This window comes from Oceanimonas doudoroffii, assembly GCF_002242685.1.
GTDB classification, from domain to species: Bacteria; Pseudomonadota; Gammaproteobacteria; order Enterobacterales; family Aeromonadaceae; genus Oceanimonas; species Oceanimonas doudoroffii.
The window spans coordinates 12,261-28,901 of record NZ_NBIM01000007.1; the positions used below are offsets into that span (position 1 = coordinate 12,261).

A 16,641-nucleotide genomic window follows, 5' to 3' on the forward strand; every position below is an offset into this window, starting at 1 on the left:
GTCATGGCCAGGTCCCGGGTAAAAATGCGCGATCACGTCGCCGAGTCCTCTTTGCACTGGCGCCGTACCCTGGTGTCCTTTATCGGCATAGTGGTGCTGATGGGCGTGCTCTTTGCCAACCTCTACCACCTGCAGGTGAACCAGCATCAGAGCTACCAGACCCGCTCCAATGACAACCGCATCAAGGTAGTGCCCATCGCCCCGACCCGGGGGCTGATTTACGACCGCAACGGTGTGCTGCTGGCGGAAAACCGCCCCATATACAGCCTGGAAATCACTCCGGAAAAGACCGGCGATCTGGACGCCACCGTCGACGACCTGATCGAACTGCTGGATCTCGATCCCGAGCTCAGGGAGCGTTTTTTTGAAGAGGTGCGCCGCCAGCGCCGCTTTAACCCTGTGGTGCTGGTCAGCCGGCTGAACGAAGATCAGGTAGCCCGCTTCAGCATCAACCAGCACAAGTATCCCGGCGCCGCCATCGAGGCCTATCTCAAGCGTCACTACCCCTACAAGGACACCCTGACCCATGTGCTGGGTTACATGGCCAAGATCAATGATCGCGACCTGGAACGCCTGCGGGAAGAGAACAAGCTCGCCAACTACGCCGCCACCCGCGACATCGGCAAGCTCGGGGTGGAACGCTATTACGAGGATCTGCTGCACGGCCACGCCGGCTATCAGGAAGTCGAGGTCAACAACCGCGGCCGAGTGATCCGCACCCTGAAATACGAGCCCCCGGTGCCCGGCAGCGACATTTACCTGAACCTCGACATTCGGCTGCAGCAGCACGCCCAGAAGCTGCTCGAAGGCCAGCGCGGCGCCATTGTGCTGATGACCCCGAAAGACGGCCAGGTACGAGCCATTGTCTCCAACCCCAGCTATGATCCCAACCTGTTCGTACACGGCATCAGCAGCCCCGACTACAAGGCGCTGCTGGAAAACCCCGACCGGCCATTGATCAACCGGGCCAGCCAGGGCATTTACGCCCCCGCCTCCACCGTCAAGCCCATGCTGTCGGTCATGGGGCTGAACGAGGGCGCCATCACCCCCGGCACCCGCTATTTCGGCGGCCCCTATTTTCAAATCCCCAACACCAAGCGCAAGTTTCGCGACTGGCGCCGCTGGGGCCATGGCTGGATGGACGTCTACCGAGCCATCGAGATCTCCGCCGATACCTTTTTCTACGATCTGGCCTACCGAGTGGGCATCGACAACATTCATGACTACATGAGCCGCTTTGGCTTTGGCCAGGCCTCGGGCATCGATCTGCACGAAGAGGCCAGCGGCATCATGCCGTCCCGGGAATGGAAACAACGTCGCCACAAGCAGCCCTGGTATCAGGGCGACACCATTTCGGTGGGCATCGGTCAGGGCTACTGGACCGCCACCCCGCTGCAACTGGCCAGGGCCACCTCCATCATGGTGGACCACGGTGACACCGTGCACCCGCGCCTGCTTAACGCCATCGCCATCAACGGCGATCGGGTCACCATGCCCATCAGCCACGGCGAGCCCATTCGGCTCAGGCAGGACAACTACTGGCAGGTAGGCCTCACTGGCATGTGGCGGGTGATCAACGGCAGCGAGGGCACGGCACGCCGAGCCTTTGCCGGCACCCCCTATGTCGCCGGCGGCAAGTCGGGCACGGCCCAGGTGTTCAGCCTGGCGGAAAACCAGCAGTACGATCACAAGAGCCTGCGCGAGCATCTGCGTGACAACGCCCTGTTCGTGGCCTTTGCCCCCTTTGAAAACCCCGAGGCGGTGGTGTCGGTGGTGCTGGAAAACGCCGGCGGTGGCAGTACCAACGCCGCCCCCGTGGCCCGGGCCATGCTCGACGCCTTTCTGATCCCCGACCAACTTCAGCCCGACGAGGATGCCATCGCCCATGAATAAGCACCGCCGCTCCCTGGGAGAACGCCTGCACCTGGACTGGCCGCTGCTGGCCGGCCTGCTGCTGCTGCTCGGCGCCAGCATGATGATCCTCTATTCCGCCACCGGCGAGGACCTGCAGGCGGTCACTCGACAAGGCATGCGCGTCGGCCTGTCCCTTACCGTCATGTTCGTGCTGGCCCAGCTGCCGCCCGGCTTTTACGCCCGCTGGGCACCGCCGGTGTTTCTGCTGGGGGTGGTGCTGCTGGTGCTGGTGCTGCTGGTGGGTGATATTGGCAAGGGCGCCCAGCGCTGGCTGGAAATTGGCAGCTTTCGCTTTCAGCCCTCGGAAGCCCTCAAGCTGGCCATGCCCATTACCATCGCCGCCTACATCAGCCGCTACCCCCTGCCTCCCGGCCTGCTGCACGTGGCCATCGCCTTTGTGCTGGTGCTGGTGCCCACCCTGCTGATCGCCAAGCAGCCGGATCTGGGCACCTCGGTGCTGGTGGCGGCCTCCGGCCTGTTCGTGATTTTCCTTGCCGGCCTGCCCTGGCGACTGATTCTGCTGGCGCTCACCGGCCTGGCCGCCTTTCTGCCGGCGCTGTGGTACTTTCTGATGCACGACTACCAGAAGCGACGAGTGCTGACCCTGCTCAACCCGGAAAGCGATCCCCTGGGGGCCGGATATCATATCATTCAGTCCAAAATCGCCATCGGCTCCGGCGGCCTCTGGGGCAAAGGCTGGCTGCACGGTACCCAGTCCCAGCTGGAATTTCTGCCCGAACGCCACACCGACTTTATCTTCGCGGTACTGGCCGAGGAGTTCGGCCTGGTGGGCGTCAGCCTGCTGATGCTGATGTACCTGTTTATCATCGGCCGCGGCCTGCAGATTTCGGTACAGGCCCAGGGGGCCTTTCCCCGCCTGCTGGCGGGCGCCCTGACCCTGACCTTTTTCGTCTATGTGTTCGTCAACATCGGCATGGTCAGCGGCCTGCTGCCGGTGGTGGGTGTGCCGCTGCCGCTGATAAGCTTCGGCGGCACCTCCATGGTGACACTGATGGCCGGATTTGGCATTCTCATGTCCGTTCATACTCACAAACGCCTGTTGGCGAAATAACAAACAAGGAACCCGTAAATGCGCCTCGCCCTTCTTTCTGCGGCAGTGTGGTTATCTACCTCGGTCTCGGCGGCCCCCACCGTGTCCGAGCAGCAGCAATGGCTCGACGAGCTGGCCGGCAAGTTCGAGCTGACCCAGGACGCACTGAACGGAGCCCTGGCACAGGCGCAGTACCAGCAGCCGATCATCGACGCCATGACCCGGCCGGCCGAAGCCAAGCCCTGGCACCAGTACCGCCCCATCTTTCTCACCGACAAGCGCATTGAACAGGGCGCCACCTTCTGGAAAGAACACCAGGCCCTGCTGGTCCGAGCCGAGCAGGAGCTGCAGGTGCCGGCCCAGATCATCGCCGCCATCATCGGCGTGGAAACCTACTACGGCGCCCACATGGGTACGCACAAAGTGCTCGATGCCCTCTATACCCTGGGCTTTCACTACCCGCCCAGGGGCGCCTTTTTCCGTTCGGAGCTGGGCCATTACCTGAAGCTGGCCGGCGAGCAGCAATGGGCGCTGGACGAGCAAAAAGGCTCCTACGCCGGCGCCATGGGCATGGGCCAGTTTATTTCCTCCAGTTACCGCCACTATGCGGTGGACTTTGATCAGGATGGCCACACCAACCTGTTTGAGGCCACCGACGCCATCGGCAGCGTGGCCAACTACTTTCATCAGCACAAGTGGCAGCCGGGAGAGCCGGTGGCCCACCGGGCCGAAGTGACCGACGCCGACGCCGCCGAGGCGCTGCTGTCTGCCGCCCTCGAGCTGGACTACAGCTGGGCCGAGCTGGCGGCCGCCGGCGTACTCACGGACGCCGAGCTGGCGGCCGACACGCCGGTCAAGCTGCTGAAGCTGGATGGCGCCGACGGCCCTGAGTACTGGGTAGTGCGCCATAACTTCTATGTGATCACCCGTTACAACCGCAGCCCGCTCTATGCCATGGCGGTCTATCAACTGAGTGAAGAAATCAGACAAGCCTATGAACAACAGCGTTAATCTTCTGCGGCCACGGGCGTGGCTGCCACTGGCCGCCCTGCTGCTGGCCGCCTGCAGCAGCCAGCCCGAGCAGCCGCCGGCCACGGACGACGGCTATGACCGGGAAACCGCCGGCGGCCGCTACAGCATGCGCAAAGACATGGCGCCGGGCGAGATGCCCGACATGTCTCACGTCAAGGACGCGGTGCCGCGCTTTGAGCCTTACAGCCGCCAGGGCAACAAGGACTACAATGTCTGGGGGCAGGACTACCAGGTGTGGCGGGACGTGCAGAATTACAAGGACGAGGGCATGGCGTCCTGGTACGGTGCCAAATTTCACGGTTATCACACCTCCAACGGCGAGGTGTATGACATGTTCACCATGACGGCGGCCCACAAGAACCTGCCGCTGCCGTCCTTTGTGCGGGTCACCAATACCGCCAACGGCAAGCAGGTGATCGTGCGGGTCAATGATCGCGGGCCCTTTCACGATGGCCGCATTATCGATCTGTCCTACGCGGCCGCCTGGCGCCTGGGCATGCTCGACAAGGGCACGGCACCGGTGAAGGTGGAGCTGATAAAGATGGCCCCCAGCAAGGAAGACGTTCGCCTGGCCGAGCAGGGGCCGGGCCGCCACATACAGCTGCTGGCCACCCGCTCCGGCGACCGGGCCCGGGATCTTGCCACCCGCCTGAGCAGGGAGTACGGTTTTCCCGCCCGGGTAGAGCACCAGTCCGATTGGTACAAGCTGCAGATGGGGCCTATCCCGGTGACCCAGACCGATGATATTCTTTCCCGACTGATCGCCGAGGGTTACGAACAGGCATATTTCCTGAACTAAACGGACTTTTAACGTTCTCAAACGGCATTCACGCTTATCCACATTTACAACAAGGGTCTGACTCACCTTATGCGTACGGTAAATACTCTGACTTCTTTCGCCATCGCCGGCCTGGTGTCCTGTGCCGCCCAGGCGCAAACCTCGGCGCCCCTGATCCCCGAGCCGCCGGCCATTGCCGCCAAGTCCTATGTGCTGATGGACTACGCCAGCGGCCAGGTACTGGTGTCGGAAAATGCCGATCAAAAACTGCCGCCGGCCAGCCTGACCAAGATGATGACCTCCTACATCCTCGGCCAGGCATTGGAAGAGGGCAAGGTCAAGCGCGACGATCTGGTGACCATCAGCGAGGCCGCCTGGGCCCAGAACTTTCCCGGCTCTTCGGTCATGTTTTTGGAAGTGGGCAAGCAGGTCAGCATTGACGATCTCAACCGGGGCATCATCATTCAGTCCGGCAACGACGCCACCGTGGCGGTGGCCGAGCACCTGGCCGGCAGCGTCAACTCCTTTGCCGATCTGATGAATTCCTGGGCCGCACGCCTGGGCATGAAGGACAGTCACTTTGTGACTCCTCACGGCCTGCACAGCGATGACATGTACACCACCGCCTACGACATGGCGTTGCTGGGTCAGGCGCTGATCCGCGACGTGCCGGAGGAGTACGCCATCTATGCCGAGAAAACCTTTACCTATAACGGCATCACCCAGAACAACCGCAACTCCCTGCTGTGGGATCAGTCCCTGAACGTGGACGGCATCAAGACCGGCCACGTCGAGGCCGTGGGCTATAACCTGGTATCGTCCGCCACCAAGGAAGACATGCGTCTGATTGCCGTGGTCATGGGTGCCACCAACGAGCGCGCCCGGGCGGCGGAAAGCAAAAAACTGCTGACCTACGGTTTCCGCTTCTACCAGACCCTGACGCCCTATGAGGCCGGCAGCAAGCTGGTGGATCAGAAGATCTGGATGGGCGACAAAAGCACCGTTGCTCTGGGGGTAGACAAGCCGGTGGCGGTGACCATTCCCCGCGGTCAGGCCCAGAACCTGCAGGCCGACTTTACCCTGGACCAGGCCCTGAAGGCGCCGCTGGCCAAAGGACAGCAGGTGGGCACCGTGCACCTGCGCCTGAACGATAAGGAAGTGGCCACCGTGCCCCTGGTGGCGCTGGAAGACATTGAACAGGGCGGCCTGTTCAGCCGGTTGATCGACTACCTCACCCTGCTGGTGCAGGGGCTGTTCGACTAACCCATGTTCGGGGCCGGCATTCTGCCGGCCCTTTCATTTTTCTCCCGCCGCCAAAGACCCTGCAAGTTGTCGGTTTCGAATTAGCCGGTTTTATGATAAAAATGCGATACGGGTGGTGGAAATTGCTTCCATTCCCAATCGAATACTGCTGTTCTCGAAGGTTGCCATGAATACCAAATTTGATGAGTTGCTTGAATTTCCCTGCCGCTTTCCGTTCAAGGTACTGGGCCTGGCCGATGAGCGCCTGCCCGACCTGGTGGTGGAAGTGCTGCAACAACACGCCCCCGGCGATTACAGCCCCACGGTGCGCCCCAGCAGCAAGGGCAATTATCACGCGGTGAGCGTACAGGTCATGGTACAGAGCAAGGAGCAGGTAGAGCTGCTGTACCAGGAGCTCGGTAAGATCGAGCTGGTCAAGTACGTACTTTAAGGCCGGCCATGCAGCAGGACAGACTGACGATTCGACACTGGGGGCTGGCGTCTTACGAGCACGTCTGGCACACCATGCAGAACTTCACCGATCACCGCGATCAGGACACCGGTGATGAATTCTGGCTGGTGGAACACCTGCCGGTGTTCACTCAAGGGCAGGCCGGCAAGGCCGAGCACGTGCTCAACGCCGGTGACATTCCGGTGGTGCTGGCGGATCGCGGCGGCCAGGTCACCTACCACGGTCCGGGCCAGCTGGTACTTTACCTGCTGCTCGACGTGCGTCGCCGAAAACTCGGCGTGCGCAACCTGGTCACCGCCATGGAAGAGTCCATCGTCGGCCTGCTGCGCGAATACCAGATTGAGGCCTACGCCAAGCCCGATGCCCCCGGGGTCTATGTGGATAACAGCAAAATCGCCTCGCTCGGCCTGCGAGTGCGCCGAGGCTGCTCCTTTCACGGCCTGGCACTGAACGTAAACATGGATCTGAGCCCCTTCCTGCGCATCAACCCCTGTGGCTACGCAGGCATGGCCATGACCCAGTGCTGTGCCCTAGGCGGCCCCCAGACCCTCGAGGAAGCCCAGTCTCGCCTGGTGCCCCTGCTGGCAGAGCGGCTTGGCTATCTACATCTCTACTACACCACAGAGAAACCGACATTATGAGTAAACCCGTACGCGTCGAACCCGGCGTAAAATTGCGCGACGCCGACAAGATGGCCCTGATCCCGGTCAAATACATGCCCGAGCAGGAAGAGGAAGTGCTGCGCAAGCCGGAGTGGATGAAGATCAAGCTTCCTCCCAGCAACCAGCGCATACAGGGCCTCAAGAACATCATGCGCGAGAACAACCTGCACTCGGTTTGTGAAGAGGCGTCCTGCCCCAACCTGGCCGAATGCTTTAACCACGGCACCGCCACCTTTATGATCCTGGGTGCCATCTGTACTCGCCGCTGCCCCTTCTGCGATGTGGCCCATGGCCGCCCGCTGCCGGTGGACCCGGAAGAGCCGGCCAAGCTGGCCAAAACCATTCGTGAGCTGGGCCTGAAATATGTGGTGATCACCTCGGTGGACCGGGACGATCTGCGCGATGGGGGTGCCCAGCACTTCGCCGACTGCATCAAGGCCATTCGCGAACAGAGCCCGAACACCAAGATTGAGATTCTGACCCCGGACTTTCGTGGCCGCATGGACACCGCCCTGGAAATCCTCAAGGACACCCCGCCGGACGTGTTCAACCACAACCTGGAAACCGCCCCGCGCCTGTACCGGGTGGCCCGTCCCGGCGCCGATTACAAGTGGTCGCTGGAGCTGCTGCGCCGCTTTAAGGAAATGCACCCTCAGGTGGCCACCAAGTCGGGCCTGATGATGGGCCTGGGCGAAACCAACGAGGAGATCGTGGAAGTGCTCAAGGATCTGCGCGAGCACAACGTCACCATGCTGACCCTGGGCCAGTACCTGCAACCCAGCCGCCATCACCTGCCGGTGAAGCGCTATGTACCGCCCGCCGAGTTCGACGAGCTGAAGGACGTGGCCGACAGCATTGGCTTTACCCACGCCGCCTGCGGCCCCTTCGTGCGCTCGTCCTACCACGCCGATCTGCAGGCGCAGGGTGTGGAAGTGAAATAACCCCGAGAGGGGTTCGGTGTGAGGGGTGAGGAGAAAGTTCATCGCCCGTCACTCAGACCACTCAGACATAAAAAAGGAGCCTTTCGGCTCCTTTTTCTATTCAGGTCAGGGGCAACGCCGCACACCTCACCCCTTGCTCCTCACACCAATTACGCCTGGCGACGGGCGGCGACGGCTTCCGCCAGTTGTGCCAGCATCTTTTCGGTATCGTCCCAGCCGATGCAGGCGTCGGTGATGCTCTGGCCGTAGGTCAGCTCACCACCTTCCGTCAGATCCTGACGACCTTCCACCAGGTGGCTTTCCACCATCACGCCCATGATGGCCTGCTGGCCCCCAGCGATCTGGCCGCAGACGTCCTCGGCCACCACCATCTGGCGCTGGTATTGCTTGCTGCTGTTGGCATGGCTGAAGTCAATCATCAGCTTTTGCGGCAAATTGGCCTTGTCCAGCCCGGCACAGACGCTGGCCACGTGATCGGCGCTGTAGTTGGGCTCCTTGCCGCCACGCAGAATGATGTGGCAGTCCGGATTGCCGGCGGTGGACACAATGGCCGAGTGGCCGAACTTGGTTACCGACAGGAAGTGGTGCGAGGCGCTGGCGGCGCCAATGGCGTCGGCAGCCACCTTGATGGTGCCGTCGGTGCCGTTCTTGAAGCCCACCGGGCACGACAGGCCTGAAGCCAGCTCCCGGTGCACCTGGGATTCCGTGGTGCGTGCGCCGATGGCGCCCCAGCTCATCAGATCCGCCAGGTACTGGGGCGTGATCATGTCGAGGAACTCGCTGGCGGTGGGCAGACCCATGTCGTTGAGATCCAGCAGCAGCTTGCGGCCGATGCGCAGGCCGTCGTTGATCTGAAAGCTGTTGTCGAGGTAAGGGTCATTGATCAGGCCCTTCCAGCCCACGGTAGTGCGCGGCTTTTCAAAGTAAACCCGCATCACCACTTCCAGGGTATCGGCATAGCGCTCGCGCAGTACCTTGAGCCGATGGCCGTATTCAATGGCGGCCTGGGTGTCATGAATGGAGCAGGGACCGACCACCACCAGCAGGCGGTCATCCTCGCCGGCCAGGATACGATGAATTGCCTGACGGGACTCAAACACCGTGGCCGAGGCGGTATCGGTGGCAGGATATTTCTCCAGCACCGCCACCGGCGGCAGCAATTCTTTGATTTCGTTAATGCGGATATCGTCGGTCTGAAAATGCATGAGCAGCCTGCTTAATACTGGTGAGCCCCTGGCTCGCATGAAAAACTGTTTTCAATCTATCCCGGTGGGCTTCGACTGTAAACGCTCGATTGCCTCACCTCGTCATTTGTTTGACAGGAAACACCGATGGACACCATAAACAGGAACGATTAGCGCAACAACTGATAATCATTATTATTAAAGACATGATTCTGGCTACTCGAGGGTTGCCGCCATGTACAAGACCTTTACCTTTGCCGTTGTTCATTTCACCGTGGCGTTCAGCGTGGCCTGGCTGCTTTCCGGCAGCCTGCTGGTGGGCGGCCTGATTGCCCTGGTCGAGCCCATGATCAATACCGTGGCCTACTTTTTTCACGAAAAGGCATGGAACCACTTTGGTCAGGCGAGGCTGGACAAGACAGGCCCGGCAATGTGAACATGCGCTCCACTTTTCCAAGCGAGAACCTTCATGAGTTATTCCCTCACCGAGCAAGACAAGGCCACCGTGCTCGCCCTTGGCGATGACGAACGCTTCAACCACTTCGTTAACCGAGTATGCGAGCAGGAAGAGATCTGGATCCTGACCGACGAGCACGGCTGCATGATGCTGACCACGGACGATGAGGAAGACTGCATTCCGGTCTGGCCCCATGCCGATTACGCCAGGGACTGGGCCGAAGGCGACTGGCAGGGCTGCAAGCCCGAGGCCATCAGCCTCAATGTTTGGCTCAAGCGCTGGGTGCCGGGCATGACCGATGACGAACTGCTGGTGGCGGTCTTTCCCACCCCCAACGAAACCGGCGTGGTGGTGGACCCCTTTGAGCTGAAGGACGCCCTGGATCGCAAAAAGTCCCAGCGGCGGCGCAACTGATGCAAATCTGGGTGGATGCGGACGCCTGCCCCAAGGTGATACGGGAAATTTTACTGCGCGCCGCCGAGCGCACCGGCACGCCGCTGATCCTGGTGGCCAACCACGCCCTGCCGGTGCCGGCGTCAAAACTGGTGCGCCAACTGCAGGTTGCGAAAGGCTTTGACGTGGCCGACAACGAAATCGTGCACCGTATTGAAGCAGGAGATCTGCTGGTCACCGCCGATATTCCGCTGGCCGCCGAGGCCCTGGACAAGGGTGCCGAGGTGCTCAGCCCCCGGGGCGAACGCTTTGACAGAGGCACCATTCGCGCCAAACTGACCATGCGCGACTTTATGGACACCCTGCGCGCCAGCGGCGTGCAGACCGGTGGTCCGCCCACCCTGAGCCAGGCCGACCGCCAGGCCTTTGCCAACCAGCTCGACCGCCTGCTGCGTTAACCACGGTGAGGAGTAAAGCGTGAGGGGTGAGGGAATGTTTCTCCTCACGTGTTTCCCCTCACCCCTCACGTTTTTTAAAGAGGTACACCATGTTCAGAACTCTTACCCTTACCCTGAGTGCCCTGCTGCTGAGTGCCTGTGCCGGCCTGAGCCAGTACAGCGTCTCCGAGAGCGAACTGGAAAAGGCGCTTTACACCCAGCTGGAAGAGCAGGCGCCGCGCTTTACCCAGGGGCTGGTGGAAACCCGCATCGACCATCTCGATCTCACCGTCGGCCCCGACAACCGCCAGGTAGTGCGCCTCGACATCAGCGGCGAAACCGCCATCAATGCCCTGATTGCCCGGTTTCCCGCCGCCCTGGATCTGCAGATTGAAGGCCGCCCGGTGTATGACCGGCAGAAAAACGCCATCTTCATTCGGGACCTCAACCTGCTGAAAAGCAAGGTCAACGCCTTTGGCTATCAGGGTGACGTGGCCGCCGCCTCGGCGGGCATGATGCAGATGGTGCGTGCCGTACTGGAGAACCAGCCGGTGTACCGGCTTGACGACGGTCGCTACGGCTGGCTCAAAACCGTGCCCGTGGCCATGGACATCGCCCCCGGCCGGCTGGTGTTCAGCCCCCGTTTCAGCGACTGACGAAATGCCGCCGCCGGGGCTGGCTTAATCTATGGCACCTGGCCTACAATGGCGCAGATTGTGTTCAACCAAAGCGCCACTGGCAGGCAGGTGACCTATTAACGCAACGGTTTTAATGGTGTTTGTGCCCACCTTTTTCTTTGTGTCGGTCACTCCCGGCATGTGCATGACCCTGGCCCTGTCCCTGGGCATGACGGTGGGGGTAAAACGCACCCTGTGGATGATGCTGGGCGAGCTCGCCGGCGTGGGCCTGGTGGCCTGTCTGGCGGTCATCGGCGTCGCCGCCCTTATGCTGCAATACCCCGAGCTGTTTCTGTTGCTTAAATACGGTGGCGGTCTCTACCTGGCCTGGCTTGGCCTGCAGCTGTGGCGCTCCCGGGGCAAACTGGCGTTGAACCCGGTGGATGCCGGTCCGCGCCATATTCCCGCCGCCACCCTGGTAAGTCAGGGCTTTGTTACCGCCATCGCCAACCCCAAGGGCTGGGCCTTTTTCATCGCCCTGCTGCCCCCCTTTATCGACAATCAGGCCCCCCTGGCCGGCCAGCTGGCAGGATTGGTGTCGATCATTCTGTCGCTGGAATTTATCTGCATGCTGCTCTATGCCAGCGGTGGCCGCACCCTGAGCAGAGTGCTGCAACAAAAGGGCAAGGTGAAACTGATGAACCGCATTGCCGGCAGCCTGATGCTGGGAGTGGCCCTGTGGCTGGTGCTGGGCTGAGCCGAGGCCGCCTGGCCATCGTGCTGGTGCTGCTGGTGGGCGTGATCTGCCTGGGTCAGCGCATCGGCCTGATAAGCCACTGCGGCCAGCCGGCCTACACCATGCAATTCGCCGAGCCCGGCGACTCGACCGGCGGCGAAGGCTGCTCGCTCTCGGAGCAGTTACTCACCAAGTTCTGGGATCATCCCGACAGCCTGCTGCTGGGCCTGGTGGCCCTGCTAAGCTGGTGGCTGGCCCCGCCCCGCCGCCACGGCAGGCGCCCACTTCCTCCTCCCGAACCGGTACCCGAATACCGGCGTCACCTGCTGCTGTGCGTATTTCGGGAATGACAGTCAACGCCCTCTTGCCCTAATGTTTTGCGTTGACTACCGGAGATTTAAAACGTGTTCAGACTTTTTTCACTGTGTTTACTGCTGCTGACCAGCCTGTCGGCCCGGGCCGACACCGGCTGGCTGCAGGCCCCCGAGCATCCGCCGGTGCAGGTGCGACTGGTACAGAACGGTCCGCTGAATAACACCAGCGGGCAATATGCCGCCCTGCTGCAGGTGCGCCTGGCCGATGACTGGAAAACCTACTGGCGCTCCCCCGGCGAGGGTGGCCTGGCCCCGCGAATGGAATGGCAGGACTCCACCAATGTCCAGGCCCTGGACTGGCGCTGGCCCCTGCCCGATCGCTTTCACCTGCTGGGCATAGAGACTCAGGGATATCAGCAGGATGTGAACTTTCCGCTGTTTATTACCCCGGCGGACGCCGGCCGGCCGGCCACCTTCAATGCCACCCTGACCCTGCCCAGCTGCACCACCATCTGCGTATTGACCGAATACTCGCTGTCGCTGCCGCTTGATGCCAACCTGGTGCTGGATGAAACCACCAATCATTACTTTCAGCAGGCCCTGTCTCAAGTCCCGCGCCCGGCTTCCCGCGTGCAGGCCGAAGATGGCCGCTGGGACAACACCCGCGAGCAGGTAGCGGTGACCCTGAGTAATCCCGAGGGCTGGCAGGATCCCACCGTCTTTATCGACGATACCGACACCGCGGTGTTCAGCCAGCCCGAGCTGCGGCTGGCCGGCGAACGGCTCGAAGCCCGCTTTACGGTGAACAGCTGGGATCCCGAACTCAATCTGGACGGTGAGCGCCTGACCGTTACCGTGGCCGACGCCAACCTGGCCGAGGAGCTGAACGTCCCCGTCATCAAGGGCGCCCTGAGTGCCGGCGGCAGCGACCAGCCTTCCCTGCTGCTGGCACTGGGCTATGCCCTGCTGGGCGGCCTTATCCTCAATATCATGCCCTGTGTACTGCCGGTGCTGGGGCTCAAGCTCAACAGCCTGCTGCTGGGCCAGCGCAGCCGGGCCGAGGTGCGCCGCCCGCTGCTGCTGTCCGCCGCCGGCATCATGCTGTCGTTCTGGGGCCTGGCCGCCTTTATGCTGGCACTGACCTGGTCCGGTGCCCAGCTTGGCTGGGGCATTCAGTTCCAGCAGCCGGGCTTTATCGGCTTTATGCTGGCGGTCACCGCGCTGTTCTCCCTTAACCTGTTCGGGCTGTTTGAAATTCAGTTGCCCGGCCGGCTCAGTACCTGGCTGGCCACCCACCCGAAGGGCGGCGGCAGTCACCTGATGCAGGGCATGTTCGCCACCCTGCTGGCCACGCCCTGCAGCGCGCCCTTTCTGGGCACGGCGGTGGCGGCGGCGCTGGCTTCTTCCCCGCTGATATTGATCGCCATCTTTACCGGCCTGGGGCTGGGCATGGCCCTGCCCTGGCTGCTGCTGGCGTTATTCCCCGGCTTTGTGCGCTTTATGCCCAAACCCGGCCCCTGGATGGTCAAGGTGAAATGGCTGTTTGGTCTGATGCTGCTGGCCACCAGCCTGTGGCTGCTGTCGCTGCTGGCTCCCACCCTGGGCAATTCACTCAGCCTGGTCCTGGCTACCCTGCTGGTGGTGTTGCCACTGGCCGGCCTGCTACGTCGCCACGGTGCCCGCGCGCTGCTGTTCGGAGTGGCCGGCATCAGCCTGGCCGGTGCCCTGCTCGGTGGCGTGGCGCTGCTGACCCAGGAACGTTGGGTCAGCCCGGCCAAGCCGGAACTGGCCTGGCAGCCCCTGGACACTGTCCGCATTGAACAGGAGGTGGCCGCCGGCAACCGAGTGTTTGTGGACATTACCGCCGACTGGTGCATTACCTGCCAGGCCAACAAGATTGGGGTGATCCAGCGGGATCCGGTGTACAGTGCACTGCAGCAAACCGATGTGGTGCTGATGCGCGGCGACTGGACTCAGCCCAACGCCGAGATCACCGACTACCTGCGCGCCCACGGCCGCGCCGGCATTCCCTTTAACCAGGTGTTTGGGCCGGGCCTGCCCGCAGGTCGGGAGCTGGAGGTGCTGCTGACCAGCGACCGGGTGCTGGCCGCACTGGAGGCGGCGCAATGAGCCGCCTTAAACGCCTGCTGGGATACGGGGTGATGTTGCTGCTGGTGATGACGGCGGTGGATCTGTGGCGCAGCCGGGATCTGCCCGCCTCGGCCGGGGCGCTGAGCCAGCTGGTGACACTGAAGGGCGAACCGGTGGACCTGGTGGCACAAAGCCACCATGAGCCGGTATTGCTCTATGTCTGGGCCAGCTGGTGCGGCGTGTGTCGCGTGGTATCCCCCATGGTGGACATGGTGCCGGGGCCGGTGATGAGCATTGCCATCGCTTCGGGCAGCGATCAAAAGGTTGCCGCCTACATGAAGGACAAGGGCCATGACTTTGAGGTGATCAACGATGCCGACAATCGGCTGGCGCGCGCCTTGGGCATTGGCGTGACCCCCACGCTGATGGTGGTCCACCGGGGAGAGCTGAAGCTCGCCACCACCGGCTTTACCACCCTGCCGGGCATGATATTACGGCGCTGGCTGGCCGAATTGAGGATTTAAGGACAGGAGAGCGGGGAGTGCATGCCTTTCCCCGCTCCACGCTGTCGTTCGTTAAAACAACACTCGGCGGCCCTTGAGGCAATTTCGGCAGATGGGCTCGCCCATCAGCGAACCCAGCTCCTCGGGCGGGTAACGTTGACCGCAGTGGCTGCACTCGTGAAACGACTTCTGACGCAGGGCTATGCTTTCCTCCACCAGCGCCAGCAACTGCTCCAGGCTGCCGCTGTGTTCGTCCACCACCCCCTGGGAGCTGGGCTTGGTGGTCTGCATATCATGGTGGCGCCACTCCACGGCCGGCAACAGCACTTCGGCCCTGTCCAGCTGAAACGACACTATCACCAGTACGGGATCGCCAATAAACAGGCTCTGCGCCCCCTGCACCGGATAGTTCAGGTGGCTGAGCAGATGCTGACGCCAGGACTCCAGCGTGGGCGACAAGGGCATCGCCAGCAACAGGGCATCCAGCAACTTGGATGGCATAGGATTCCTCTCCCCTCGCAACACATGACCGAAGCTCAAACGGCTCAGGCCCTTACTGACGGATCAGGTAATCTGCCTGACCTACCCATTTGTAGCTGGTCAGCTCTTCCAGCCCCATGGGGCCTCGGGCGTGCAGTTTCTGGGTAGATACCGCCACCTCGGCCCCCAGACCAAACTGGGCGCCATCGGTAAAGCGGGTTGAAGCATTAACATACACCGCCGCCGAGGGCGCACCGTTGATAAAGCGTTCGGCACTGACCAGGTTATTGGTCAAAATCGCGTCGGAATGGCTGGCATTGTAACTGCGCAGGTGCGCCAGTGCCGCATCCACATCAGCCACCAGCTTCACCCCCAGGGTCAGCCCCAGCCATTCGGTGTCAAAGTCACCCGCTTCGGCGGCCCGTACCGTGGCCGGACCGTCCTGCAGCAACGCCAGTGCCGCCGGCTCGGCCACCAGGGTCACGCCTTTTTCCGCCATACGCGCACTCAGGGCAGGCAACAGGGCGGCGGCCACGGCCTCGTGCACCAGCAAGGTGTCGAGGGCATTGCAGGCACTGGGCCTGTGGGTCTTGGCGTTGTCGATCACCTCAATGGCGCGAACCAGATCGGCGCTGTCGTCCACAAAGGTGTGGCTGATGCCAAAGCCACCAATGATAACCGGAATGGTCGCCTGCTCTTTGCACAGCTGATGCAGGCCCGGGCCGCCCCGGGGAATGATCATGTCGACATACCGATCCAGCTTGAGCAGGCCGCTCACCCACTCCCGGCCCGGCTCGCCGATGTACTGCACACAGGCCTCGGGCAGTTCGCAGGCGGCCAGGGCGTGGCGAATCACCTTCACCAGCTCCTGGTTGGTATGAAAGGTTTCCCGGCCGCCGCGCAGAATGCTGGCGTTGCCGGTTTTCAGACACAGGGCGGCAATGTCGATGGTGACGTTGGGGCGGGCCTCGTAGATCACACCCACCACGCCCAGCGGCACCCGGCGGCGAGACAGCCGCATGCCGTTTTCCAGCACGCGGGACTCCAGCTCGGCGCCCACCGGATCCGGCAGCCGCACCACATTGCGCACGTCGTCGGCAATGGCGGTCAGTCGTGCGGGGTTGAGCATCAGCCGATCCAGCATGGCCTCACCAATGCCGTTGGCACGGGCGGCCTCGAGATCCAGCGCATTGGCGGCCAGAATGGCCTCGGCATGCTTTTCAAGAGCATCGGCCATGGCCACCAGGGCGGCGTTCTTGGTGTGAGTGCTGGCTTCGGCCAGCACATAAGAAGCATCGCGGGCCGCTTGGCCCATGTGTTGCAAATCCATGTTATCT

The 16,641-nt window shown here is 62.2% G+C and carries 19 protein-coding genes; 16 read left to right on the top strand and 3 right to left on the bottom strand.

Annotated features, from left to right (window positions below; translation table 11 throughout):
- Positions 1–3: 3 nt before the first annotated feature.
- The 8 genes from mrdA to lipA all read left to right on the top strand — a co-directional run bounded on the left by mrdA (position 4) and on the right by lipA (position 8,092).
- On the top strand, positions 4–1,893 hold the full coding sequence (gene mrdA, locus B6S08_RS15140; RefSeq protein WP_094201653.1) for a penicillin-binding protein 2: 1,890 nt from the start codon (positions 4–6) through the stop codon (positions 1,891–1,893).
- Positions 1,886–2,986 carry a rod shape-determining protein RodA gene (gene rodA / locus B6S08_RS15145; protein WP_094201654.1) on the top strand — a complete coding sequence of 367 codons (1,101 nt, stop codon included), beginning with the start codon at positions 1,886–1,888 and terminating at the stop codon, positions 2,984–2,986. Before mrdA ends, rodA begins: the two co-directional genes overlap by 8 nt.
- 18 nt (positions 2,987–3,004) lie before the next feature.
- A complete protein-coding gene (mltB, locus tag B6S08_RS15150; protein ID WP_094201655.1) occupies positions 3,005–3,976 on the top strand; it encodes a lytic murein transglycosylase B in 972 nt (323 codons plus the stop codon).
- Entirely contained in the window at positions 3,960–4,796 is an 837-nt protein-coding gene (locus B6S08_RS15155; protein ID WP_094201656.1) for a septal ring lytic transglycosylase RlpA family protein, read from the top strand. The genes mltB and B6S08_RS15155 overlap by 17 nt, the downstream gene beginning before the upstream one ends.
- Before the next feature lie 69 nt (positions 4,797–4,865).
- On the top strand, positions 4,866–6,038 hold the full coding sequence (locus tag B6S08_RS15160; protein WP_094201657.1) for a D-alanyl-D-alanine carboxypeptidase family protein: 1,173 nt from the start codon (positions 4,866–4,868) through the stop codon (positions 6,036–6,038).
- Between the two features lie 166 nt (positions 6,039–6,204).
- On the top strand, positions 6,205–6,468 hold the full coding sequence (gene ybeD, locus B6S08_RS15165; RefSeq protein WP_094201778.1) for a DUF493 family protein YbeD: 264 nt from the start codon (positions 6,205–6,207) through the stop codon (positions 6,466–6,468).
- An 8-nt stretch (positions 6,469–6,476) separates the two neighbouring features.
- Entirely contained in the window at positions 6,477–7,130 is a 654-nt protein-coding gene (gene lipB / locus B6S08_RS15170) for a lipoyl(octanoyl) transferase LipB (protein ID WP_094201658.1), read from the top strand.
- Positions 7,127–8,092: a lipoyl synthase gene (lipA, locus tag B6S08_RS15175; RefSeq protein WP_094201659.1), complete on the top strand. Its 966-nt coding sequence runs from the start codon at positions 7,127–7,129 to the stop codon at positions 8,090–8,092. The genes lipB and lipA overlap by 4 nt, the downstream gene beginning before the upstream one ends.
- A gap of 149 nt (positions 8,093–8,241) precedes the next feature.
- On the opposite strand, the gene aroG is transcribed toward lipA, so the two are convergent.
- Positions 8,242–9,297, bottom strand: coding sequence for a 3-deoxy-7-phosphoheptulonate synthase AroG (gene aroG / locus B6S08_RS15180; RefSeq protein ID WP_094201660.1), 1,056 nt, complete (start codon positions 9,295–9,297; stop codon positions 8,242–8,244).
- A 214-nt stretch (positions 9,298–9,511) separates the two neighbouring features.
- Between aroG and B6S08_RS15185 the strand changes: the two genes are divergently transcribed.
- The 8 genes from B6S08_RS15185 (at position 9,512) to B6S08_RS15220 (ending at position 14,845) form a co-directional block, all read left to right on the top strand.
- Entirely contained in the window at positions 9,512–9,712 is a 201-nt protein-coding gene (locus B6S08_RS15185; protein WP_094201661.1) for a DUF2061 domain-containing protein, read from the top strand.
- Positions 9,713–9,745: 33 nt separating this feature from the next.
- Positions 9,746–10,147: a DUF2750 domain-containing protein gene (locus B6S08_RS15190; RefSeq protein WP_094201662.1), complete on the top strand. Its 402-nt coding sequence runs from the start codon at positions 9,746–9,748 to the stop codon at positions 10,145–10,147.
- Entirely contained in the window at positions 10,147–10,584 is a 438-nt protein-coding gene (locus tag B6S08_RS15195) for a YaiI/YqxD family protein (protein ID WP_094201663.1), read from the top strand. The genes B6S08_RS15190 and B6S08_RS15195 overlap by 1 nt, the downstream gene beginning before the upstream one ends.
- An 89-nt stretch (positions 10,585–10,673) precedes the next feature.
- Entirely contained in the window at positions 10,674–11,219 is a 546-nt protein-coding gene (locus B6S08_RS15200; RefSeq protein ID WP_094201664.1) for a YceB family lipoprotein, read from the top strand.
- Positions 11,220–11,334: 115 nt separating this feature from the next.
- Positions 11,335–11,937 (top strand): LysE family translocator, encoded by a 603-nt coding sequence (locus B6S08_RS15205; protein WP_094201665.1) that lies wholly within the window; start codon positions 11,335–11,337, stop codon positions 11,935–11,937.
- Positions 11,919–12,266 (top strand): hypothetical protein, encoded by a 348-nt coding sequence (locus tag B6S08_RS15210; RefSeq protein WP_094201666.1) that lies wholly within the window; start codon positions 11,919–11,921, stop codon positions 12,264–12,266. The genes B6S08_RS15205 and B6S08_RS15210 overlap by 19 nt, the downstream gene beginning before the upstream one ends.
- A 54-nt stretch (positions 12,267–12,320) precedes the next feature.
- A complete protein-coding gene (locus B6S08_RS15215) occupies positions 12,321–14,360 on the top strand; it encodes a protein-disulfide reductase DsbD family protein (protein ID WP_245849879.1) in 2,040 nt (679 codons plus the stop codon).
- Positions 14,357–14,845: a protein disulfide oxidoreductase gene (locus tag B6S08_RS15220; RefSeq protein WP_094201667.1), complete on the top strand. Its 489-nt coding sequence runs from the start codon at positions 14,357–14,359 to the stop codon at positions 14,843–14,845. Before B6S08_RS15215 ends, B6S08_RS15220 begins: the two co-directional genes overlap by 4 nt.
- 51 nt (positions 14,846–14,896) lie before the next feature.
- On the opposite strand, the gene B6S08_RS15225 is transcribed toward B6S08_RS15220, so the two are convergent.
- Together B6S08_RS15225 and B6S08_RS15230 are read right to left on the bottom strand one after the other, a co-directional pair.
- Positions 14,897–15,325, bottom strand: coding sequence for a hypothetical protein (locus B6S08_RS15225; RefSeq protein WP_094201668.1), 429 nt, complete (start codon positions 15,323–15,325; stop codon positions 14,897–14,899).
- A gap of 52 nt (positions 15,326–15,377) precedes the next feature.
- Positions 15,378–16,634, bottom strand: a complete 1,257-nt coding sequence (locus tag B6S08_RS15230; RefSeq protein WP_094201669.1) for a glutamate-5-semialdehyde dehydrogenase — start codon at positions 16,632–16,634, stop codon at positions 15,378–15,380.
- Between the last annotated feature and the right edge of the window lie 7 nt (positions 16,635–16,641).